Annotated in this window: 22 protein-coding genes; 12 read left to right on the top strand and 10 right to left on the bottom strand. The window is 58.6% G+C overall.

Annotated elements, in window-relative coordinates:
* Nucleotides 1–75: 75 nt before the first annotated feature.
* From OQ273_RS17940 to OQ273_RS17930, 3 genes are all read right to left on the bottom strand, one after another.
* Nucleotides 76–1,116 carry a fatty acid desaturase gene (locus OQ273_RS17940; protein WP_425493391.1) on the bottom strand — a complete coding sequence of 347 codons (1,041 nt, stop codon included), beginning with the start codon at nt 1,114–1,116 and terminating at the stop codon, nt 76–78.
* Nucleotides 1,109–1,336, bottom strand: a complete 228-nt coding sequence (rpsU, locus tag OQ273_RS17935) for a 30S ribosomal protein S21 (RefSeq protein WP_267993136.1) — start codon at nt 1,334–1,336, stop codon at nt 1,109–1,111. The genes OQ273_RS17940 and rpsU overlap by 8 nt, the downstream gene beginning before the upstream one ends.
* A 253-nt stretch (nt 1,337–1,589) precedes the next feature.
* Nucleotides 1,590–1,802, bottom strand: coding sequence for a cold-shock protein (locus OQ273_RS17930; RefSeq protein ID WP_267993135.1), 213 nt, complete (start codon nt 1,800–1,802; stop codon nt 1,590–1,592).
* Between the two features lie 454 nt (nt 1,803–2,256).
* Between OQ273_RS17930 and OQ273_RS17925 the strand changes: the two genes are divergently transcribed.
* Entirely contained in the window at nt 2,257–2,883 is a 627-nt protein-coding gene (locus OQ273_RS17925) for a DUF6434 domain-containing protein (RefSeq protein ID WP_267992046.1), read from the top strand.
* Between the two features lie 15 nt (nt 2,884–2,898).
* Here OQ273_RS17925 and OQ273_RS17920 read toward each other — a convergent pair whose 3' ends face one another.
* From OQ273_RS17920 to OQ273_RS17905, 4 genes are all read right to left on the bottom strand, one after another.
* Complete coding sequence (locus OQ273_RS17920) at nt 2,899–3,414, bottom strand: P-loop nucleotide/nucleoside kinase family protein (protein WP_267992045.1); 516 nt, start codon at nt 3,412–3,414, stop codon at nt 2,899–2,901.
* Between the two features lie 205 nt (nt 3,415–3,619).
* A complete protein-coding gene (locus tag OQ273_RS17915; protein WP_267992044.1) occupies nt 3,620–4,084 on the bottom strand; it encodes a GNAT family N-acetyltransferase in 465 nt (154 codons plus the stop codon).
* Nucleotides 4,074–4,811 carry an alpha/beta fold hydrolase gene (locus OQ273_RS17910; RefSeq protein ID WP_267992041.1) on the bottom strand — a complete coding sequence of 246 codons (738 nt, stop codon included), beginning with the start codon at nt 4,809–4,811 and terminating at the stop codon, nt 4,074–4,076. Before OQ273_RS17910 ends, OQ273_RS17915 begins: the two co-directional genes overlap by 11 nt.
* A gap of 128 nt (nt 4,812–4,939) precedes the next feature.
* A complete protein-coding gene (locus OQ273_RS17905; RefSeq protein ID WP_267992036.1) occupies nt 4,940–5,851 on the bottom strand; it encodes a PLP-dependent cysteine synthase family protein in 912 nt (303 codons plus the stop codon).
* Between the two features lie 118 nt (nt 5,852–5,969).
* Between OQ273_RS17905 and OQ273_RS17900 the strand changes: the two genes are divergently transcribed.
* Nucleotides 5,970–6,344 (top strand): winged helix-turn-helix transcriptional regulator, encoded by a 375-nt coding sequence (locus OQ273_RS17900; RefSeq protein ID WP_267992029.1) that lies wholly within the window; start codon nt 5,970–5,972, stop codon nt 6,342–6,344.
* A 24-nt stretch (nt 6,345–6,368) separates the two neighbouring features.
* Here OQ273_RS17900 and OQ273_RS17895 read toward each other — a convergent pair whose 3' ends face one another.
* Nucleotides 6,369–6,881, bottom strand: a complete 513-nt coding sequence (locus OQ273_RS17895) for an Lrp/AsnC family transcriptional regulator (protein ID WP_267992027.1) — start codon at nt 6,879–6,881, stop codon at nt 6,369–6,371.
* A gap of 414 nt (nt 6,882–7,295) precedes the next feature.
* Here OQ273_RS17895 and OQ273_RS17890 point away from each other — a divergent pair, with 414 nt between their 5' ends.
* The 7 genes from OQ273_RS17890 (at nt 7,296) to OQ273_RS17860 (ending at nt 15,879) form a co-directional block, all read left to right on the top strand.
* Nucleotides 7,296–8,855: an ABC transporter substrate-binding protein gene (locus tag OQ273_RS17890; RefSeq protein ID WP_425493426.1), complete on the top strand. Its 1,560-nt coding sequence runs from the start codon at nt 7,296–7,298 to the stop codon at nt 8,853–8,855.
* Nucleotides 8,856–8,921: 66 nt separating this feature from the next.
* Complete coding sequence (locus OQ273_RS17885; RefSeq protein WP_267992023.1) at nt 8,922–9,911, top strand: ABC transporter permease; 990 nt, start codon at nt 8,922–8,924, stop codon at nt 9,909–9,911.
* Entirely contained in the window at nt 9,908–10,789 is an 882-nt protein-coding gene (locus OQ273_RS17880) for an ABC transporter permease (RefSeq protein WP_267992021.1), read from the top strand. The genes OQ273_RS17885 and OQ273_RS17880 overlap by 4 nt, the downstream gene beginning before the upstream one ends.
* Nucleotides 10,786–12,429, top strand: coding sequence for an ABC transporter ATP-binding protein (locus OQ273_RS17875; protein WP_267992019.1), 1,644 nt, complete (start codon nt 10,786–10,788; stop codon nt 12,427–12,429). Before OQ273_RS17880 ends, OQ273_RS17875 begins: the two co-directional genes overlap by 4 nt.
* Before the next feature lie 15 nt (nt 12,430–12,444).
* Nucleotides 12,445–14,076 carry an aminotransferase class V-fold PLP-dependent enzyme gene (locus tag OQ273_RS17870; protein WP_267992017.1) on the top strand — a complete coding sequence of 544 codons (1,632 nt, stop codon included), beginning with the start codon at nt 12,445–12,447 and terminating at the stop codon, nt 14,074–14,076.
* Complete coding sequence (locus tag OQ273_RS17865; protein WP_267992015.1) at nt 14,073–15,377, top strand: NAD(P)/FAD-dependent oxidoreductase; 1,305 nt, start codon at nt 14,073–14,075, stop codon at nt 15,375–15,377. Before OQ273_RS17870 ends, OQ273_RS17865 begins: the two co-directional genes overlap by 4 nt.
* Before the next feature lie 28 nt (nt 15,378–15,405).
* Nucleotides 15,406–15,879 carry an L-2-amino-thiazoline-4-carboxylic acid hydrolase gene (locus OQ273_RS17860; protein WP_267992013.1) on the top strand — a complete coding sequence of 158 codons (474 nt, stop codon included), beginning with the start codon at nt 15,406–15,408 and terminating at the stop codon, nt 15,877–15,879.
* Nucleotides 15,880–15,928: 49 nt separating this feature from the next.
* Here OQ273_RS17860 and OQ273_RS17855 read toward each other — a convergent pair whose 3' ends face one another.
* Entirely contained in the window at nt 15,929–16,666 is a 738-nt protein-coding gene (locus OQ273_RS17855) for an SDR family NAD(P)-dependent oxidoreductase (RefSeq protein WP_267992011.1), read from the bottom strand.
* Between the two features lie 80 nt (nt 16,667–16,746).
* Between OQ273_RS17855 and OQ273_RS17850 the strand changes: the two genes are divergently transcribed.
* Both OQ273_RS17850 and OQ273_RS17845 read left to right on the top strand, forming a co-directional pair.
* Nucleotides 16,747–17,652, top strand: a complete 906-nt coding sequence (locus tag OQ273_RS17850) for an NAD(P)-dependent oxidoreductase (RefSeq protein ID WP_267993134.1) — start codon at nt 16,747–16,749, stop codon at nt 17,650–17,652.
* Entirely contained in the window at nt 17,642–18,103 is a 462-nt protein-coding gene (locus OQ273_RS17845) for a c-type cytochrome (protein WP_267992010.1), read from the top strand. The genes OQ273_RS17850 and OQ273_RS17845 overlap by 11 nt, the downstream gene beginning before the upstream one ends.
* A gap of 30 nt (nt 18,104–18,133) precedes the next feature.
* Here the strand turns inward: OQ273_RS17845 and OQ273_RS17840 are convergent, their stop codons facing one another.
* Entirely contained in the window at nt 18,134–18,763 is a 630-nt protein-coding gene (locus OQ273_RS17840; protein WP_267992008.1) for a LysE family translocator, read from the bottom strand.
* 231 nt (nt 18,764–18,994) lie between these two features.
* On the opposite strand from OQ273_RS17840, the gene OQ273_RS17835 reads away from it, so the two are divergent.
* Nucleotides 18,995–20,563: a GMC family oxidoreductase gene (locus OQ273_RS17835; RefSeq protein ID WP_267992006.1), complete on the top strand. Its 1,569-nt coding sequence runs from the start codon at nt 18,995–18,997 to the stop codon at nt 20,561–20,563.
* Nucleotides 20,564–20,582 lie beyond the last annotated feature (19 nt).

Below are 20,582 nucleotides of genomic sequence, written 5' to 3'. Positions count from 1 at the left end.
TGCTGGTTCGATGGGCTGAGCCCGGTGAAGCTCCGGGCTCGGAGAAAGCTGCCTATACGGATTTGCATGACGGCATCAACTGGTTGAATTCGCCTCGCGAAATGTCACAAGCCGGCGCTGCGCGCTGTCCCACAGAACCAGGCGAACGCAGGCGAGGCTTTCGGCCAGTGTCACCGTGCTGACGTCCCTCAATTCGGGATGATCTCTCAAAACGCGCTGAAGTGAATAAAACGGGATTCGGCTGCAAAGATGATGGACATGGTGCAAGCCGATATTGGCGGTGAACCAGTGCAGGACCCGCGGCAGATCATAATGGGAGCTGCCATGTAACGCGGCATGGTGCCAGTTCCAGTCGTCGTCATTGTCCCACACCGTGTCTTCAAACTGGTGCTGCACAAAGAAGAGCCAGACGCCGACGGAGGCCGCTATGAGAACGATCGGCCCGTGAATGAGAACGAAGGTCTTCAGGCCGACCAGCCAGACAAGCACGCCGCAAAACACAAGAATGGACAGGTTCGTTCCCATCGAACTGATCCACGGCTGCCAGCCGGCGCGCATCATCCCGACCGGCAGGCGATGCTGGAACAGAAACAGGAACGCCGGACCGATTCCGAACATGACGAGCGGATTGCGATACAATCGGTACGTGAGCCGCCCCCACAGTGTTTTTGAGCGATATTCATCGACCGTGAGTGTGTGAACATCGCCGAAACCCCGTTTGTCCAGATTTCCGGAGTTGGCGTGATGTAAGGCGTGCACGCGTCGCCACATGCTGTAGGGGGTGAAAGTCAGCACACCGGCTATGCGCCCCACCCAGTCGTTTGCTTTTTTGTAGCGAAAGTAGGAGCCATGACCGCAATCATGCTGAATCATGAAAATCCGGACCAGCAGGCCCGCGGCCGGTACCGCAATGACCAAAACCAGAAGGTAGTTTATCTCGATGAGGCTCCACATGAGTACCCAAAGCGCGACAAACGGAACGAGTGACACAGCGATCTCTGCGATCGCGCGCAAGGTGTCAGGCTGACGGTACTGCATCAGACTGTGAGCCAAACTCCGCGCATCGGAAGCCGGGGCCAATGGTTTATCCTCAAGGCCTGCCGGGCGGTTATGCATTTCGCTTTCGCGAAGGGAGCAATCCCTCACGCTGCGCCAGCTTGCGAACGGCCTTCCGTGACCGGCGAATGGCTTCCGCCTTTTGGCGTGACCTTTTCTCGGAAGGTTTTTCGTATGCGCGCCTGGCCTTCATTTCGCGAAACACGCCCTCGCGCTGCAACTTCTTCTTCATGATCCGAAGGGCTTGGTCGATATTGTTGTCTCTTACAAGTATGCGCATGTTCATCCTTGCTGGTGAGCGGTGACTGTCTGACAGATTGATCGAACCGTGCGCGCCCCACCCATCGGCGAAGCGCTGGTTCTTGCGCCTGATTTGCGGCGCCGGCATTGATCGTCACGCATGTGTTTCGGCTTGAAATGCATGACAGGCTTCGCCCCCAAGGCCGCTCGTGCTGCCAGTACATCCGTGGTCAGCATTTTGTCAGAGCAGCTTTGGGAACGCGCTAATACCGGCCAAAGCCGGCACTGTCGCATCAGGATAAAACGGTCAGATTTTCCGCGGCCTGTTTGCCAGACCTGCTGTCGGTTTGAAGTTCGTACTCGACTTTCTGGCCTTCGGTGAGCGAGCTGATGCCGGAGCGCTCGAGTGCCGAGATATGGACAAATGCGTCTTTCGAACCATCGTCTGGTTGAATGAAGCCAAAGCCCTTGGCCATGTTGAAGAACTTAACTGTACCTTGTGTCATTGCAGACATCCCTTTCAATGCAACCAGCTGGCTCACGCACAGCGCGCTGGCTCAGGTGGCCTATCGCTCACATTGTCAGGATGAAACTTGGTTAAACGGCGTACCGGATATCGAGGTCGCGCCCAAACGAATGTATAACGTACGAGCAGCATATAGTAGACGTGCGGCGGGTTTACAATGCATTTCGCCTATCCCTTACGGCATATACCGCTCTGACAGATCGCGGTAACGCAGTCAGCGCTCCGCGCCTGCCTTCAAATCTGCCTTGTAATATTGCCGCCGCGTCAGCTCGCATTGCCGCCATCGGCTGGCGCGGCAAGCCATTTGTTGCAGGTGACTGCATCGCGGCCGCAGCCGGCTCTGGATTTCCGGTCGGGTTCGATTGATAGTATTGGCGTTTCCCTGGCCGCGGTAGTTGAATTTGCGGCGTTTGGCTCAACAGGAACGACGCTCAATGCAAGACGACGAACCGTCAGATATTCGCCCGGACATCAACCGGATCACCAGCGGTGACGAGCTGAAAAGATGGTATTGGCGCAAGGATGAACTGATAGCCCATGCCCGTACAATCGGTGTGAAAACGACTTCCGGGAAATTCGTCATCCTGGATCGCATTGCGCATTATCTTGATACTGGCGAGACGAAGTTTCCGGGCGATGAGAAGGTGCGGACCAAATCAAAATTCGACTGGCACAGCGAAGCGCTGACCCATGAGACCGTGATTACGGACAGCTACAAGAACACCCAGAATGTGAGGCGCTTCTTCAAAAGCGCTGTCGGCGATCAGTTCAAGTTCAACATCGCCTTCATGGAATGGATGAAATCGAACACCGGCAGGACGCTGGGTGATGCCTGCGCGGCATATCTTCAAATCAAGGACATGGAAAACACGCCGGGTTACCGAACCAGGATCAAGGATCACAATCAGTTCAATCAGTACACGCGCGACTTTCTTGAGGACAATCCTGATCTCGGCCTGTCGGACGTCCGTCGGATCTGGGCGGAAAAGATCAAGAGACCTTCAGCCACAGGGCGCCATGTCTATGACCGCAGCGACTTGAAACTCGGCGGGGAAGACTAGCCGGTTTATCCCGCTTCAATCGGGGTTCGGCGTTCCATCATCCGCGCGGTGATGCATAATATCAAATCCCTCGTCCGGGCCCGGGGCGACAAAGTAGCTGGAGAGCGTGTCGAATTGCTCGTTCGTTACGGAAAACGGATGCTCGCCTCCGGCGTTTCGCGCCCTAAGTCTCGCTTTGCATATTTCGTCCGGAACATCCAGATAATGCAGCTCCGCCGTCGCGTGCCCGTCTTCAGCAATGCCGCGCATCCAGGCCCGCGCCGCGATTGTGTTCGCCGGGAAGTCCAGTGCGACGGAGAGACCGGCCTTGAGCAGGGAGACGACATGAGGTCCCATAACGTCGCGCAATCGGGCGGCACACCGCGCATAGTCCGAGATCGATGACATCTGGTCGCCGAAAAGCGTGGCCAGCCAGTCATCTTCTGCAATGACGATTGTCCCCGCCACCTGGCCCAGTTTTGCTGTCAGCGTTGATTTTCCCGAGGCGGCCTTGCCGCAAACGAGATGCAGTTTTGGAGTCGTTTGGGTCATGAGCTTGCCCTGTCAGATGCGTGGCGCACAGTGAAAATTCAGATACAGACTGCCCGGCCCGGCGGATCAGGCCGGGAATATAATTCGACCCCTATGGTGGTCGCACGGTTTCTGAAACAAGGTCATCACGGTGAACTGAAAACACAGATGCGTTTTAAAGTCCATGCCGACGCGGAGCCGCGTGTGTTTGCCGCAAAGGCGGCGCCTATCTCAAATGCAGCACCATATCCCAGCGATCCAGCCCGGGAGCGTGGCCGTCAGGCGTGATTTTTGAGACAGTGAAGCCGAAACCCTCATAAAACCCGTGGGTGTGCTGACTTGTCGCCAGCTCCAGCTGTTCGATATCCGGTATGGCCCGCGCCAAGGCCAGCCTTTCCTGCGTCAACCGTGTTCCGACCCCCTGCCGGTGAAACGACCTGTCGACCATTCCCCAGGCAAGATGGGCCTTGCGCTTGCCTGGTTCGATAATTAGCCCGCCGCAAGCGACCACCAGATCATCCCGGACAAGCACCAGATAGGGACTGTCGCCGGCATCGACGCTTTCCAGATATGTGCAAAAATCGCTGCGTTCCTGCCGCGCAAAGTAGGTCGGAACATTACTGTCGAATATCGCCAGACAGACGGAAAGGTCGCTCGACGCGAAAGGCCGCGATTGCACTCTAATGTTCACGAGCTACTCGCAGGATTTCTTCGGTCACCAGTGAAGGGTCTTCTTGATGGACATAGTGACCACTCGATTCGGAAATTACCACGCGTCCGAGTTCGGTCTGACGGACGAAATCTAACTGCAACTGCCGGAAAATCTCGAACATCGGTTCGCTCATGCCTTTGTCGCGTCTTGATGCGACGATGGCGGTCACCGGCAAACCGTGGAGGTCCTCAGGGCGTGCGGCTTGTTGTTCCGCCGCTATCGCTCCTCTCACTTCGGCCTTCAACTGGCGCGGAAACAACAATTTGAAGAACCAGCGCGGCTCCGGGGAAAGCCCGGCGCTCAGGCACGCCGAAGAGAATGCTGGCATGCGGCTATCGATAAGCACAAGGCCCGAAACCAGCTCGCGATGTGCCTTGACAAAAGCCAGTGCATATAACCCGCCCATTGAGTGACCGGTGAGGATGTAGGGAGGCTGAATTTCCGCCGCGTCCAGACATGCCTTGAGATGATCTGCGACAAATCGGCCGTCACGGCTGTCCTTGCAATCAGGCGGGTGGGAGCTGCCGCCATATCCGGGCCGATCATAGGTGAATATTTGAACGTGCGATTCCAGGCTTGAGGCGATGCCATCCCAGGTTTTCATGCCTTCGCCGAGCCCGGACAGCAAAACGACTGTGGATGGACCGGCCCCTCCGGTTCGACAGGCGGTGGTCTGATCTCCAATTTTCAGTGTCAGGTTATTCAACGGGTAGGCTTTCTTCTATCCGTTGAACAAGTGATGTGTCGTCGTTGGGTTGTCAAAGCGGCCATCCGTCCAATCCGCGGCACCCCTCCGGATGAGGTTTGAAGTGGGCAATCATTCCGCAGATGATATCATTGATACAGATCGCCGTTCAGATAGCGCAGGCCGCTGTCTATAATCACGGTAACGATCGTTTTGTCGGGTCCGAGGTGTTTTGCGCGCTGGAGGGCGGCCCAGATATTGGCGCCCGATGTCACTCCGCAGATCAGCCCTTCCTTCCGCGCCAGTTGACGTGCGCCCCAATAGGCGTCTTCGTCCCTGACCGGCATAACGTCATCGATGAGGTCTGTTCGCAGGATGCTCGGGACGAAGGACAGGCCGATACCCTCGAGCTTGTGCGTGCCGCCAGTGTCGCCTCCCGATATGTTGCGCACATGATAGGGTTCGACCGCCACGACGTGTGTCTCCGGATTGCGGCTTTTCAGGATTTCCGCATTGCCAGAGATACATCCGCCACCGCCCGCCGCCATAACAAACTCGTCCACCGGGACCTTCACCTGTTCAAGGATTTCGCGTCCCATGCCACGGTAGCCGCGCCTGTTGTCAGGATTATTTACCTGATCCGGCCAGAACGTTCCGGGCTCATCTGCGAGGGTCCGCGTGCGGGCGATCATACGGTCGATTATCCCGGCGGTCAGAACGCCGTCCTCTGCATGGACGATCTCGACCTCGGCGCCAAAGGCCCGCATCGTCTTCAGTTTTTCCTCCGAAAAGCCGTTGGAGGAAACAAAATATGCCTCATATCCGCGAATGGTGCAGACCATCGCCAGCGAACTGCCGGTGCTGCCGCCGGTATACTCCACCACGCGTCCGCCCGGTTTTAGGTCGCCACGCCGTTCTGCCCCTTCGATCATCGAAAGAGCCATGCGGTCCTTCATGCTCCCGGTGGGGTTTGCGCCTTCCCATTTGACGTAGACATCCGCGCTGTCCTTATCGGTCAATCGTTCCAGCTTGATCAGCGGGGTATTTCCGATAGTCGGCATGATGGCTCCCATGGGGCGATGAAATTAGTCACTTTCATAACGAAAGTAACTTCGGAAAACAAGCTTTCGTTTTGAAAGTCGGTGACGTATTCTGCCGGGAACGGGAAAGGGCGTCTGCATGGACATGAATCACGACTTCCGCTCACGGTGTTCCATCGCCCGCAGTCTTGAATTGCTGGGAGACCGTTGGACTCTGCTTATCGTCCGAGATCTGATGTGGCACGGCAAACATACCTTTCAGGATCTGCAGACCAGCGACGAGCGCATGCCGACCAATCAGCTCTCGCAGCGTCTCAAAAGGCTGATGCAGTGGGGGCTTGTCCAGCGGGAGGCCTATCAGGACCGCCCTGTCCGCTATCGCTATTTCCTGACGGACACCGGCAGAGAACTGGAGCCGGTGTTGCTTCAGATCATGCAGTGGGGGCATGAAAACCTTGGCGGCGGCCTTTACGATCCGGCGCGCAAAATGTCGACTGCCGGCAAACGCGACTGATGCGCAAATCCGCCCCTCAACCGGTCAAAGATACTTGGTTGGGATCGCGGTGGTGAACTTCAGCTCTTCCATGGAGATCGATGCACTGACCTGGGAGAAATCCAGTTGGTCGATCATCGTCTTGTAGACGAGGTCGTAGTGGTCGATATCCGGAACCACGATCTTCAGAATATAGTCGGTGTCGCCGGTCAGCCGGTAGGCTTCCACCACCTCGGGAATACGCTCTATGAGCGCGTGAAAATCGGTCAGCCAGCCCTTGGCGTGCCTGGGCGCAGTGATGCCGACGAAGATTGTCATCGGAACATTTGCGCGGCGCTGATCAACGATCGCCACCCGCCGCTGGATGACGCCGGCATCTTCCAGGCGCTTGACGCGTCGCCAGCAGGGTGTAGGGCTCAAACCAACCTCTTCGGCGATTGAATTGATCGGCCGATCGCTGTCACCCTGAAGGATATCGAGGATGTGGCGGTCGACTTTGTCGAAGGTCACGTTTTCAGCGGACTTTTTGCCGGGATTCTTGCGTGGGCTTCGGGTCACGTCTTACTCCTCAAACGCGCGCAATGATCGGTTGCTTTTCCGTCTGGCGGCAATTTTCCCGTGCCGGTTTTCCGGCCCTGAACCAGTGCGGTCGCAAAATCTACTTTCCCGATTGGACTGGACACCTTCGCATCTCCCGTTGATAAACATCCCGCAAAGGCCTGGTACCGGGGCCTCATATCGACTGTGCCGCAACGCCAGCTGACTAATAATTTAGCACAACTTACTCATCTTGAGCTACATAATAGGCAAAATTTGCAGAATTCAAACAATTAATAGAACAAGACTTGACAACGATGCCGAATTATAGGTGATTGTTTCGCCATAAATGGGGCAACGCAATAATCAAATACGTTCGGTGAACCGGAAGGAGCAATGGAAATGAGTTTTGATTTAAAGAGGCTGAGTGTTTTGATGGCGGGAGCTGCTGTCCTCGCCTCCACACTGCCGGCCGCTTCGGAGGATCCCAAGCGCGGCGGGACAGCCGTGATACATGTTGTCTCGGAGCAACGCACACTGAACCCGGCACTGCGCGCTTCGACCGGCGTCTATTACATGAGCGGCAAGATCGTCGAGCCGCTGATCGACAAGACCTATGACGGCGTTGTCGGCGTGCTGGCGACGGACTGGTCATCCTCCGACGACGGGTTGGAAATCACATTCAAGCTGCGCGAAGGCGTGAACTGGCACGATGGCAAGCCGTTCACCTGCGATGATGTGTCCTTCACCGCAATGAACATGTGGAAGGAGCTGCTGAACTACTCCTCCACGCTGCAGCAGAATCTTGAGGCGGTGGACTGCCCCGATCCGCATACGGCCGTCTTCAAATATTCAAAACCGATGCCTCTGGACCTGATGGTCGCGGCTATGCCGGACCTTGGTCATCCGATGCCCAAACATCTCTATGAAGGCACGGATATTCTGAAAAACCCGTACAACACCGCACCGGTCGGTACAGGGCCTTTCAAGTTCGTTGAATATGAGCGTGGCCAGTATGTCATGGCCGAACGCAATGACGATTATTGGCGCGGTGAAGAATATCCCTACCTTGATCGCATCGTCTGGCGTTTCATCAAGGACCGCTCGGCTGCCGCCGCGGCGCTTGAAACGGGCGAGATCCACGAATCCGGTTTCATCGGCGTCTCGATGGCCGATGTGGAGCGTTTGTCCAAGGATGACCGTTTCACGGTCGGCACGCAGGGTTATGAGAACAATGTCGCTCACACGACCCTGGAGTTCAATCACCGCAGCGAGCCGCTGGCTGACCTGCGCGTGCGCCAGGCCATCGCTCACGGGCTGAACATCGATGACGCCATCCAGACCATCATGCGTGGGTTTGCAAAGCCGGGCAAAGGACCGGTTCCGTCAACCGGCGGTGTAAACTACACGGACGATGTACAGACCTATCCCTACGATGTCGAAAAAGCCAAGGCTTTGCTTGATGAGGCAGGCTACAAGCCGGATGCCGACGGTGTCCGCCTGAAGCTGCGTCACCGTCCGGCTCCCTGGGGTGAGTACACCCAGCTCTGGGCCGAGTATTATGCCCAGGCGATGAAGGAGATCGGCATCGAGGTGGAGCTGCTGACCAACGATGCGCCCGGCTTCCTGAATGGCGTCTATCGCGATCACGATTTCGACACGGCCAATGGCTGGCACCAGTTCCGCTCGGACCCGGCCGTTTCAACGATGGTCTGGCTTCGCTCGGGGGCGCCGGTCGGCACGCCATGGACCAATCAGTTCGGCTGGCAGTCCGATGAAATGGACAAGATGATCGATGATGCAGCTTCGGAACTGGACCCGGAAAAGCGCGCGGCCATGTATCACGCGATACAGGCCAAGGCCATGGCAGAGTTGCCGGTGCTCTTTGCGATCGAGCATCCGTTCATCTCGGTCACCAGCAAAAAGCTGAAAAACCACCACAACACACCGCGCTGGAACTCCTCCAGCTGGTATGATCTGTGGCTTGACGAATAGTCACGGTTCTAATCGGGCCCGGCAGTGCCGGGCCCGATTGCACTATGAATTCGGGTGCGGTTGCCAATGTCGTTTCAGGTTCCTCCAATTCTGGCCTATGCCCTAAGGCGGCTCCTTCAAGCTGTTCCGGTCATCATATTGATCATGATCGGGACCTTCCTGCTGGTGAAGCTGGCACCCGGGGATACGGTCGATGCCCTTGTCGGGGACATGGGTGGTGCCGACGCAAAATTCATTGAAAACCTTCGCATCGAGTACGGGCTCGACAAGCCCGTCTGGGTCCAGTTGTGGACCTATATGGCAAAACTGGCGCAGTTCGATTTCGGTTGGTCCTTCGTCTATGAGCAGCCTGTTTCCACGGTCCTGATGGACCGGCTGTGGGTTACGATGACGCTGATGAGTGGTTCGCTGTTTTTTGCCTTCACCATCGGCATCGCGCTTGGTGCACTGGCCGCGTGGCGCGTCAACTCCCTCACCGACAACGTCATCTCGACGCTCGGTCTGATCTTCTACGCGACTCCGAGTTTCTTCCTCAGCCTGATGATGATCGTCCTCTTCTCGGTTAAATTGGGTTGGCTGCCGGTCGCCGGGATCAAGACCATCGGCGGCTTTTATACCGGCTGGGACTATGTGCTCGATGTCGCCAAACATCTGGTCATGCCCATTGCCGCGCTGTCACTGATCTATCTGTCATTCTATCTTCGGCTGATGCGGGCGTCGGTGCTCGAAATCAGCGATCTCGACTATGTACGCACAGCCCGGGCCAAGGGTGCGGATGGCGCACGCCTGATGTTCCATCACATCATACGCAACGCCCTGCTGCCGGTCGTTACCCTGCTCGGTGTCCAGTTTTCAGCCGTTTTGGGCGGCTCGGTGATCGTCGAGACGATTTTCAGCCTGCCGGGTCTTGGCCAGCTTGCCTATCAATCGGTCGTGCAGCGCGACATGAACACGCTGATGGGGATCATCTTTCTGAGCTCGATCATCGTGGTGCTGGTCAACTTCTTCACCGATCTTCTCTACGCCAGGCTCGATTCGAGGATTGAGCTGGCATGACCCTCTTGAGCTCAGATACGGTTCCCGCGAAGGAGCCTGCCAGATTTCTGGTCTTCTGGCGCCGCTTCAAACGCAGCCGCACGGCGCTGCTCGGCCTCATCCTGTTCATCCTTGTTGTGCTGATGGCGCTGACAGCCGGGCTTGTGGAGCCGGATGACCCGCTGCGCCGCGCCGGGGACCCGCTGACCCCGCCGTTCCAGAACTGGCTGACGCCGCTCGGCACGGATCAGCTCGGCCGCGATATTCTCGCAGGCATCTTTCACGGTGCCCGCATTTCCCTCATGATCGGTGTGGTCGCCACGCTCCTGTCGATCGGGATCGGTGTCGTTATCGGCGCGCTATCAGGCTATTTCGGCGGCTGGATCGACGATGTGCTGATGCGCATCACCGAAGCCTTTCAGACCGTGCCGAATTTTGTGCTGTTACTGACGCTGGTGGCGATCCTCGGTTCATCCATCGAGTACATCATCCTGGCAATCGGCATCGTGTCCTGGACGGCTCCCGCACGCATGGTGCGCGCCGAGTTCATGTCCTTGCGCGGGCGGGAGTTTGTTGATGCGGCCCGCAATCTCGGCGTGTCGAACAGCGCGATCATCTTCAAGGAAATCCTGCCCAACGCGCTGCCACCGATCATCGTCTATGCATCCGTCATCATGGCGCTGTCGATCCTGTTGGAGAGCGCGCTCGCCTTCCTCGGGCTGGGTGATCCGAACTACGCGAGTTGGGGCAACATGATCGGACAGGGGCGAAGCGTTCTGCGCACCGCCGCCTATTGTGCGGTAATCCCCGGCCTTGCCATCGTGTTCACGGTTCTGTCGTTCTCCCTGCTCGGCGAAGGTCTCAACGACGCGCTTAACCCGAGGCAGAAGAAGCAATGACCAGCAACGCACCGGTTCTGGAGCTTCAGGGCTTGAAGATAGCGCTGCCTGAGGGCGCGGACCGGCCCTTCGCGCTCGAGGGGCTGGATCTGACGATCAATGCTGGCGAAATCGTCTGCCTTGTCGGTGAAAGCGGTTCGGGCAAGTCCTTGTCTGCGGGCGCGGTCATGCGCCTTTTGCCGGAGCCCCATGTGCATGTCGCCGGCGGCAAGGTCCTGTTTGAAGGCCAGGATCTCTACGCTCTGAGCGAGGCAGAGATGAAAGCCATGCGCGGTGACCGCATCGCGATGATTTTCCAGGAGCCCATGACGGCTCTCAATCCTCAAAAGACGGTTGGGTGGCAGATCGACGAGGTGCTGCGCCTGCACACCGGTGACGGCCGCAAGCAGCGCAAGGCGCGGGCGCTGGAAATGCTGGAAAAGGTCCATATTCCTGATCCGGCATCCGCCTACAACGCCTATCCGCATCAGATCTCCGGCGGTCAGCGGCAGCGTGTGATGATTGCCATGTCGCTTGTCCTGTCGCCGCGGCTGATCATTGCCGACGAGCCGACAACGGCGCTTGATGTCACCACCCAGTTGCAGATCCTCAAGCTGATCCGAGAGCTGCAGGAGGATCAGGGGTCCGGGGTCCTTTTCATCACCCACGATTTCGGTGTTGTGGCCGAGATCGCCGACAGGGTTGCGGTGCTGCGCCAGGGCGAGATGGTCGAGCAGGGCCCGGCCGATGAGGTGCTTAACAGACCGAGCCATCCCTACACACAGGCGCTGATCGCCGCGGTCCCGGATTTGACGCCGCCTGAGCCGAAGAACACGCTGGATGCGCCGGTCGTGTTGCGCGGCGAAAGCCTCAACAAGACCTTTGCGGCGCGCGGCGGTTTGCTGTCCGGCCGGCGCAAGGCAACCATTGCCGTCAAGGACTTGTCTTTTGACTTGCACAAGGGCGAGACACTTGGCGTGGTCGGGGAAAGCGGCTCCGGCAAGACCACCGTGTCGCGCATCGTCACACGCCTGCTTGAGGCCAATAGCGGCGCGGTGGAAGTGAACGGCCGCGACCTTCTGGCAGCCTCGCATCGCGAGCTGCGCGACATGCGCCGCGATATCCAGATGGTGTTTCAGGATCCGATGGCCTCGCTCAATCCGCGCAAGCGGGTTGTCGACATCATTGCTCAGGGACCGGTCGTCCACGGCACACCCGCCGCACAAGCGCGCGAAAGGGCGCGTGAACTGCTTGAGATGGTCGAATTGTCCCCTGCTGCCGCCGATCGGTTCCCGCACGAGTTCTCCGGCGGTCAGCGCCAGCGTATCGGCATTGCCCGGGCCCTGGCGATGGATCCGAAGGTGATTGTCGCCGACGAACCTGTGTCCGCGCTGGACGTCTCCGTTCAGGCGCAGGTTCTGAAGTTGCTTGCCGATCTGCGCAACCGGTTGTCCCTTTCGCTGCTGTTTGTCACCCATGATTTGCGGGTGGCGGCGCAATTGTGCGACCGGATCATTGTCATGCAGCATGGTGAAATCGTTGAAGCCGGCGTTACGGCCAACGTCTTCGCCGATCCGCAAAGCGCGTACACGCGCAAGCTGCTTGCCTCGATCCCCGGCCGGGATTGGACACCCCCTGTCATTCAAGGCGACGCCGCATGAACCGGAAAGAATGAGATGGGCACCATGACGTTCGACGATATTCATCAGGCTCTGGTCGGGGAAGGGGCCATGATTCCCGGTCCTTTCGGACCACGCGCCCTGATTTACGCCGATTATGTCGCGTCGGGACGTTCCCTGAGGTTCATCGAGGATGCCATCCGCACCCGCGTATTGCCCTATTACGGCAACACGCACACCGAGACATCCTATACCGGACGACATACAACACAGCTGCGCGAGCTCGCCCGTAAGGCAGTCGGCGAGGCAATGGGGGCAGATGAAAACCATGCGGTGATCTTCGCCGGTTCCGGCTCCACAGCCGCGTCTGACAAGCTGGTTCGGGCGCTGGCTCTGAACTATGACCTGACAAAGGGCGTCGTCTTTGTCGGGCCGTATGAACACCATTCCAACGATTTGCCGTGGCGCGAGTGCGGAGCGAAAGTCGTTCGTATTCCGCTGGATGCCGATGGCATGATCTGCTTGTCGGCGCTGAAGGAAGCACTTCAGGAGAATGCCGAAGCAGAACCGAAAATCGGCACCTTCTCGGCGGCATCGAACGTAACCGGCGTCAAGTCCGACATTCGGGCGCTGGCGCAAACCATGCATGCCCATGGCGGGATTTTCATCTGTGATTTCGCCGCTGCCGGACCCTATCTGCCGGTCGATATGCGTGAGAGCCAACCGGGCGCCGCCGACCGGGTCGACGCCGGTTTCCTCTCACCTCACAAATTTCCCGGCGGTCCGAGTGCATCCGGTATTCTGGTTGCGGACAAGCACCTTTTTGGAACGCCGCGACCGACGGTCGTTGGCGGCGGCACGGTTTCCTACGTGACCGCGGACGATCTCAGCTACGTGACCGACCCGCAGCGACGGGAAGAAGCCGGCACTCCCGGTATCATCGAGGATATTCGCGCAGGCCTCGTGATGGCCTTGAAGACGGAACTTGGCGCCGAAGCGATCGCCGAGCGCGAGGGCCAGCTTGCGGACCGTCTGGATGTGGCGCTGCGCGGCATCGACGGCGTCCATGTCCTTGGCCCCTCGCAAGTGCCCCGGATCGGCATATTCTCGTTCAATATCTCGCAGCGGGGACAATGGCTGCATCATAACTATGTCGTCGCCCTGCTGAATGATCTCTTCGGTATTCAGGCACGCGGCGGCTGTTCCTGCGCCGGCCCCTATGCGCATACGCTGCTTGTCCTCGACGGGATGCAGGCGGCACGGCATGAACATGCCGTCAAGCGCGGATTGCAGGCGTTCCGGCCGGGATGGGCCCGGCTTGGGGTAAATTATTTTTTCACGGAAGAGATGGTCGACCAGATCGCCGAAGCCATCCGGTTCATCGCTGAGAATGGTCTGTCTCTGCTTTCCCTATACCGGCTTGATGTCAAAACCGGTGTCTGGCGGGCCAATATGAGAGCTCCGGAAAACTTGTCGTCCATCTCCGAACTTTGGACGCAAACCGGCCCCGCGGCGCCGGCGCCCGTTCCCACATTCGATGAGTGTATGGCGGAGGCCAGGGCGCTCGCGGAGCGGGGCCGCGATCAGGCCATTATCGCGTCTGAGCCGCTCGACAGCGAGGCTCAGGCATTGCGCTGGTTCTGGATGCCGGATGACGCGCCCTTTGAAGCCGTGCATGGTGCAGCTTGACCGGCAGCGCGGACATTCCCCCGTCGATTTGGGCGCAGACCGCGCCCGCCCGCAGCGCGGCACCCGCCTTGTCCGGCGATATCGAGACGGATGTCGTCATCATCGGCGGCGGGTTTTCAGGTCTGTCCACCGCGCTTCATCTGGCCCATAAGGGTATCAGCGTTACGGTTCTGGAGGCAAAATCGGTCGGTTGGGGCGCATCGGGCCGCAACAACGGTCAGGTTATCCCGACCCTTACTGCAGCCGAACCCGATGCCCTCGTCCAGCGTTATGGTGATGCGGGCGAGCGTTTTGCCCGTCTCATCGGCAACAGCGCCAGCCTGCTCTTTGATCTCGTCCGCCGGGAAAACATCGAGGCAGAAGCCGAACAGACCGGATGGTTCCAGCCGGCCCACTCTCCCGGCCGGATAAAACTCAGCCAGCGGCGCGTGGAGGCGTGGCAGCGTTTTGGCTTTCCCGCCGAGCTTCTTGATCGCCAACAGGCAAGCGAACTGCTTGGAACGGATTTCTGGTATGGCGGTATGCTCAATCCGACCGGCGGGCACGTCAATCCGCTGGCGTTGGCCCGCGGAATGGCCGCCGCTGCCGAGCGCGCCGGTGCCGTTATCCATGAAAATACACCGGCGACAGAGTGGCGGCGGGAGAAAGGCTCCTGGCAGATCTTGACTGCACAGGGCAGTGTGACGGCCCGCGCCTTCATCCTGGCAGCCAACGCCTATGTCGGAGAACTCGCACCGGGGCTGGCGCCAAGGCTGGCCCGGTCGATTGTGCCCGTCCTCTCGTGGCAAATGGCGACCGAGCCCATCGGCGACAATCACCGCAAGGTGCTGCTTCCGGGACGGCAGGCCGTCTCCGACACAAGAGGTGATTTGCGTTTCTTCCGCTATGACGCGCGAAACCGGCTGATCACCGGTGGCGCAGTCATCGGACAGTGGAACGCCAAAAAACGGGTCCAGGCCAAGACCGCGGCAAATCTCGCCGAGGCCTTTCCCGATCTTGGGACGCAGACCATGACCCATGTGTGGAGCGGTTACATCGGCATGAACTGGGACCGCTTCCCGCGCGTTCACAAACTTGGGCCCGATGCCTGGGCCTGGACCGCATGCAACGGCAGGGGCGTTGCTCTTGGCGTGTCCTTGGGCCGTGAACTGGCTGAGGTGGTCAGCGGCACGCCCGAAAACGAACTGGCGCTGCCGATATCGGAGATCAAGCCATTGCCAATACACAACCTTGTCCGCAAGGTCGCGCCGGCATATCTGGCATGGTTGCAGCGCGCCGACCGGTCCGAACCAAAACTTTAAGACCGTGTAACAGCAGGAGGAATGACCGTTGAAAGATTTGCCGATTTTGGAACGCCGCCGGATCGAGGCGTTGATCCTCAAACATGTCTACGATGTGATCAAGGAACGCTCCGGGGCTGATGAGGCGGAAGCTGTGATCGGCGAAACCTGCTCGCGGTCCGCCATCGAGCAGGGAAAAACCTTTGCCGATGAGCACGACCACGCACCGACGCTCGCCGACTTCGCCGCCATCATGCCGAACTGGACCAAGGAAGACGCACTGCAGATCGAGCCCTTGGAAATGACCGATGAAAAGATGGATTTCAATGTCACCCGTTGCCGCTATGCGGAGATGTACAAGGAAATGGGTCTCGGAGATATCGGCCACCTCCTGTCATGCAACCGCGACGGCGATTTCTGCATCGGCTACAATCCCGATATCGAACTGACACGCACCCAGACAATCATGAAAGGCGCATCCCACTGCGATTTCCGCTACCGGATGAAGAACAACGGCAAATAGGCCTTGATCGGACCTTGGTCCGACCGTCGCCAAGTATGGTGAGATGCGCTCAGATCGACCCGGCTTCCACCATATAGTTGTTGGCCGAACACATCGCCGCGTCATCGGATGCCAGGAAAAGAACCATCCGAACCACGTAGATCGGATCGATCAGGTCCGGCAGGCATTGGCGTTTTCTATGAGCTTCGAGGGCTTCCGGCGTCGCCCAAAGCTCCCTTTGCCGATCCGTCATGATCCAGCCGGGCACCACGGTGTTCACCCGAATCCGGGAATCGCCGAGATCCCGCGCCATTGTTCGCGTCAGCCCGTGAACGGCGGACTTTGCCGTGGCATAGGCCGGAAACCCGCCGCCGGCTTCCCACCACGAATTTGAGCCCATGTTGATGATGGAGCCGCTGCCCGAGGCGATCATGCCGGGTGCCACCGACTGAATGGCGAAAAACATATGGCGAAGATTGGTCGCCATGCGTTCATCCCAATAATCGGGTGTCACATCCTTCCAGTCGTGCCTGTCGTCGCGCGCGGCATTGTTGACCAGGACGTCGAACGTTCCGAGTTCGGCAATTGCCTTTTGCAGGGCTTCTATGTCCCGCAGATCGCAAAGGGCAAAGGTCGCGCCGGTTTTTTCAGACACCTCGGCGGAGGCCGCTTCATCGCGGTCCAGAAACGAAACCTCCGAGCCCTGTTCGGCGAAAGCCTCCACCATCCGGGCTCCAATGCCCGATGCGCCGCCGGTGATCAGGACTTTCTTCCGTTTCAGGCTGGGATAGATTGCGAATTCTGGCATGGGGCTGGCTCCTCTTGATGTGATGCGTTTACATATGACAACAGTTTTCATCAAGGTCACCCCCCGGAAGGAGAATGAAGTTGAGCAAAGAGAGCGTTGGGTTTGTGGGCGTCGGATTGATGGGCCACGGCATGGCCAAAAACATCCTGAAGGCCGGCCACCCGTTACACGTCATCGCGCACAGAAACCGCGAGCCGGTGAAGGATCTGGTTGCCGGGGGCGCGATCGAAGCCGCAAGTCTGGCCGAACTGGCTGCCGCCTGCGATATCATTCACATCTGTGCGCCGGGTTCTGCCCAGGTCGAAGCGATCATCGCCGCGATGTTGCCGAGCCTGCGCAACGGGACCGTGGTCATCGATTGCTCGACCTCCGATCCAACGTCGACGGCGAGGCTCGCCGAAACCCTTGAAGGGAAAGGGTGCTTCATGGCGGATGCTCCTTTGGGTGGCACGCCCGTTCAGGCCGAAGCGGGTGAACTTGCAACGATGGTCGGCGCTTCGGACGAGGTGTTTTCCCGTGTGAGACCGGTGATCGAGTGCTGGGCCGGAGCGATGGTGCATATGGGCCCGTCGGGCACCGGCCACAAAATGAAACTGCTCAACAATTTCTTGTCTCTGGGGTATGGCGCCCTTTACGCGGAAGCCCTCGCTCTGAGCCGGAAGGTCGGCCTGAGTGTCGCACAGTTCGACAGTGTCATTCGAGGCTCGCGTATGGATTGCGGTTTCTATCAGACCTTCATGGGATATGCAGTCGAGGGCAATGTGGAGGCTCATAAATTCACTTTGACCAATGCATACAAGGACATGCGTTATTTAGCCAGCATGGCCGATGCGGCCGGCGTTTCAAACCCGATCGGTGCTGCAGTGAAAAACTCCTATGCCGAGGCGACCAACATGGGCGGCAGCGGCCCCGAGGACTATGTTCCGCATCTGGTCGATTTTATTGCGAAGGCAAATGGATTGGAGCCACGAAAAGATGACGCTTAGGATCCTCCACAGACCGACGGCGGTGTTTGCATTTTGCCTGTGCAGCGGGCTGGCGCTGGCTCACTCGGGTGCAACGGGCATCGTCAAGGAACGCATGGATGCGATGAAAGACATCGCAGCGCAGATGAAGCAGATCGGTGCGATGATAAAGGGCGAACGCGCCTATTCCGCCGCCGTTGCTGCATCGGCTGCCGCTGTCATTGCTGAACATGCCGCTCTGATGCCATCGCAATTTCCCGATGGTTCGAACGAACACCCAAGCGAGGCGCTCCCGGTGATCTGGTCGGATTGGGACCGCTTTACACAGTCTGCCGATGAGCTGACGATTGCGGCAACGACACTGTCTGATGTCGTCGGCCGAGCAACGAGCGTCGAAGAGATTCAGGTTCAGTTCACAGCGGTCGGCAGGACATGTTCAGCCTGTCATGAAGCGTTTCGCAAAGCTCGGTAACACCACCGGGCATCTGTTCGCGCAAGGCGACTAACGGGCTTCCCGCAGTGTTTTAAAGCCCAGGAGGAGAGCAGCGCCGATCAGGAATGTTGCTCCAACGCGGTTGACGAGCTTGGTTGCCCTGCCTTTGAGCCGGGCGGCCAGCCAGCCGGCTCCGGCTCCATAGCTTGCCAGGAATGCGCCATCAATGGCGATATAGGTGACCGAGAGAATGAAGAACTGCGAAAGAAATGGCTGGGACGGGTCGATGAATTGCGGAAAGAGCGCCGCAAAGAAGACAACCGCCTTGGGATTGGCTGCCGAGGTAATAAAACCTTGCAGCCAAAGGGTTTTTAGAGCGGCATTCGGCGCCGTGCCGGCCGTGGACGAGGCGGAACCTGCATTGCGCCACATGCGAACACCCATCCACACGAGATAGCAAACGCCAGCCCATTTGATGACCGTCAACGCGCCCTGGGATGCGATCAACAGCGCCGCCAGCCCAAGCCCGGCCGCAAGCATCTGAAAGGCATTGGCCGTCAGGTCTCCTGCGGCTGTCGCCAGCGAGGGCCGGAACCCGTGGGTCATGCTGTTGGAAAGCATCAGCAGGTGGCTCGGTCCGGGCGTTACCATAAACGCCAGAACAGTCATGAAGAAGACAAACCAGATTTCTAAGTTCATCGCCTTGTACCCTCATTGGCAGCTGTCCTTGTAGTCTTGTAACGGCGCATGGACGGAACGTCCATAAGGTGCAAAGGGCGCGAACTTAATAAGCGGCGCCGGATCAGCCGGTGCCACACATACAGGCATTGACATATTTATGATCAGCCATGGGTTGTCATGCGTCGCCCGGAAAATAACTCTTAAGGGTAGGTCGTCTTCAGGCGACTGCAAAGTGATTGGGAGGTACTTATGAAATTTGATTATATCGTTGTGGGTGCGGGGTCGGCAGGATGCGCGGTGGCCGGCCGGCTTTCAGAAAACCCCAAGACTTCAGTGCTGTTGCTGGAAGCCGGACCGACGGACGCCGATCAGGAAGCGGTTCACGTGCCCGCCGCATTTCCAACCCTGTTCAAGACCGAGCTCGACTGGGACTATTCGTCGGCCGAGCAGGAGGGGCTGAACGGACGGCAATTGTATTCGCCTCGGGGCAAGGTTCTTGGAGGGTGTTCGTCGATCAACGCGATGATTTATCAACGCGGCGCGCCCGCCAATTATGACAGCTGGAACCGGGGCAACATCACCGGCTGGGGCTGGAACGATGTGCTGCCCTATTTCCTGAAGGCCCAGAACCAGGAACGGGGAGACATGCCGCTGCACGCCTCCGGCGGACCTTTGACAGTGGCGGATCAACGCGATCCCAACCCGCTATCTGTGGCGTTCGTGAAAGCAGCGGAAGAACAGGGATATCCACTCAACGATGATTTCAACGACGGCAAACAGGAAGGCTTTGGCCTTTATCAGGTGACCCAACGCCAGGGTATGCGCGGATCGGCCGCCGTGTCCTATGTCCATCCGGCGGCGGAACGCGAGAACCTGACCGTCATCACCTCGGCCATGACCAGGCGGCTGGTGATGGATGGTCGAACCTGTGTCGGGGTGGAGTTTGAAACCCCCGAAGGTTTGCAGACTGCCCATTGCAACAGGGAGGTGGTTGTCAGCGCCGGGGCCTATGGTTCGCCGCAATTGCTGATGGTGTCAGGCATCGGCCCGAAAGCGCAACTGGAGGAACACGGCATCACCGTCGTCAGGGACCTTCCCGGCGTCGGCGAGAACCTGCAGGATCATTTCATGGCCCCGGTGGCCTATCATTGCACACAGGAGGTCAGCCTTGCCGGAGCGACCAGTCCCGAAGAGGCGGAGAAACTGGCCGAAGGCATGGGACTGCTGACTTCCAATATCGGCGAGGCAGGCGGGTTCATGACCGTGCACGAGGACGCCGAGGCGCCGGACCTTCAGTTCCATTTTGCCCCGGGCTGGTTCATTCTTGATGGTGCGGGCAACCCCGAGGGCCATGGTCTTACGGCGCTGCCCGGCATTGTCGGCACGCGCAGCAAAGGCCGGGTGACACTGGCTTCGGCGGACCCGGCGGACAATCTCAATGTCGATCCCGGAACATACAGCGACAGCCGTGATCTGGACGTGGTGGTTGAAGGCGTGAAGATCGCCCGCAAGATTCTGAACTCGCAAGCCTTTGACGACTTCCGGGGCGAAGAATACCTGCCCGGCGCCGATGTCCAGAGCGATGAGGATCTGGCCGAATTCGTCCGCAACTATTCGCAGACCATCTACCACCCGGTCGGAACCTGCAAAATGGGGTCGGACGAGATGGCGGTTGTCGATGCCGCGCTGCGCGTGCACGGAGTTTCCGGCCTCAGGGTCGCCGATGCGTCCATCATGCCGACCATCATAAACGCCAACACCAACGCGCCGTCGATCATGATCGGCGAAAAATGCGCTGGCATGATTTTGGGTCATTGAATTGAGCCGGAGCGAAGCG

It is taken from the genome of Hoeflea prorocentri, from assembly GCF_027944115.1.
Classification (GTDB): domain Bacteria; phylum Pseudomonadota; class Alphaproteobacteria; order Rhizobiales; family Rhizobiaceae; genus Hoeflea_A; species Hoeflea_A prorocentri.
This window is presented reverse-complemented; position numbering and strand designations above follow the sequence as displayed.

Coding starts and splice junctions, on each gene's coding strand:
- OQ273_RS17940 (WP_425493391.1), bottom strand. CDS start 1,116: ATGCATAACCGCCCGGCAGGCCTTGAGGATAAACCATTGGCCCCGGCT.
- rpsU (WP_267993136.1), bottom strand. CDS start 1,336: ATGCGCATACTTGTAAGAGACAACAATATCGACCAAGCCCTTCGGATC.
- OQ273_RS17930 (WP_267993135.1), bottom strand. CDS start 1,802: ATGACACAAGGTACAGTTAAGTTCTTCAACATGGCCAAGGGCTTTGGC.
- OQ273_RS17925 (WP_267992046.1), top strand. CDS start 2,257: ATGCAAGACGACGAACCGTCAGATATTCGCCCGGACATCAACCGGATC.
- OQ273_RS17920 (WP_267992045.1), bottom strand. CDS start 3,414: ATGACCCAAACGACTCCAAAACTGCATCTCGTTTGCGGCAAGGCCGCC.
- OQ273_RS17905 (WP_267992036.1), bottom strand. CDS start 5,851: ATGCCGACTATCGGAAATACCCCGCTGATCAAGCTGGAACGATTGACC.
- OQ273_RS17900 (WP_267992029.1), top strand. CDS start 5,970: ATGGACATGAATCACGACTTCCGCTCACGGTGTTCCATCGCCCGCAGT.
- OQ273_RS17890 (WP_425493426.1), top strand. CDS start 7,296: ATGGCGGGAGCTGCTGTCCTCGCCTCCACACTGCCGGCCGCTTCGGAG.
- OQ273_RS17885 (WP_267992023.1), top strand. CDS start 8,922: ATGTCGTTTCAGGTTCCTCCAATTCTGGCCTATGCCCTAAGGCGGCTC.
- OQ273_RS17880 (WP_267992021.1), top strand. CDS start 9,908: ATGACCCTCTTGAGCTCAGATACGGTTCCCGCGAAGGAGCCTGCCAGA.
- OQ273_RS17875 (WP_267992019.1), top strand. CDS start 10,786: ATGACCAGCAACGCACCGGTTCTGGAGCTTCAGGGCTTGAAGATAGCG.
- OQ273_RS17870 (WP_267992017.1), top strand. CDS start 12,445: ATGGGCACCATGACGTTCGACGATATTCATCAGGCTCTGGTCGGGGAA.
- OQ273_RS17855 (WP_267992011.1), bottom strand. CDS start 16,666: ATGCCAGAATTCGCAATCTATCCCAGCCTGAAACGGAAGAAAGTCCTG.
- OQ273_RS17845 (WP_267992010.1), top strand. CDS start 17,642: ATGACGCTTAGGATCCTCCACAGACCGACGGCGGTGTTTGCATTTTGC.
- OQ273_RS17840 (WP_267992008.1), bottom strand. CDS start 18,763: ATGAACTTAGAAATCTGGTTTGTCTTCTTCATGACTGTTCTGGCGTTT.
- OQ273_RS17835 (WP_267992006.1), top strand. CDS start 18,995: ATGAAATTTGATTATATCGTTGTGGGTGCGGGGTCGGCAGGATGCGCG.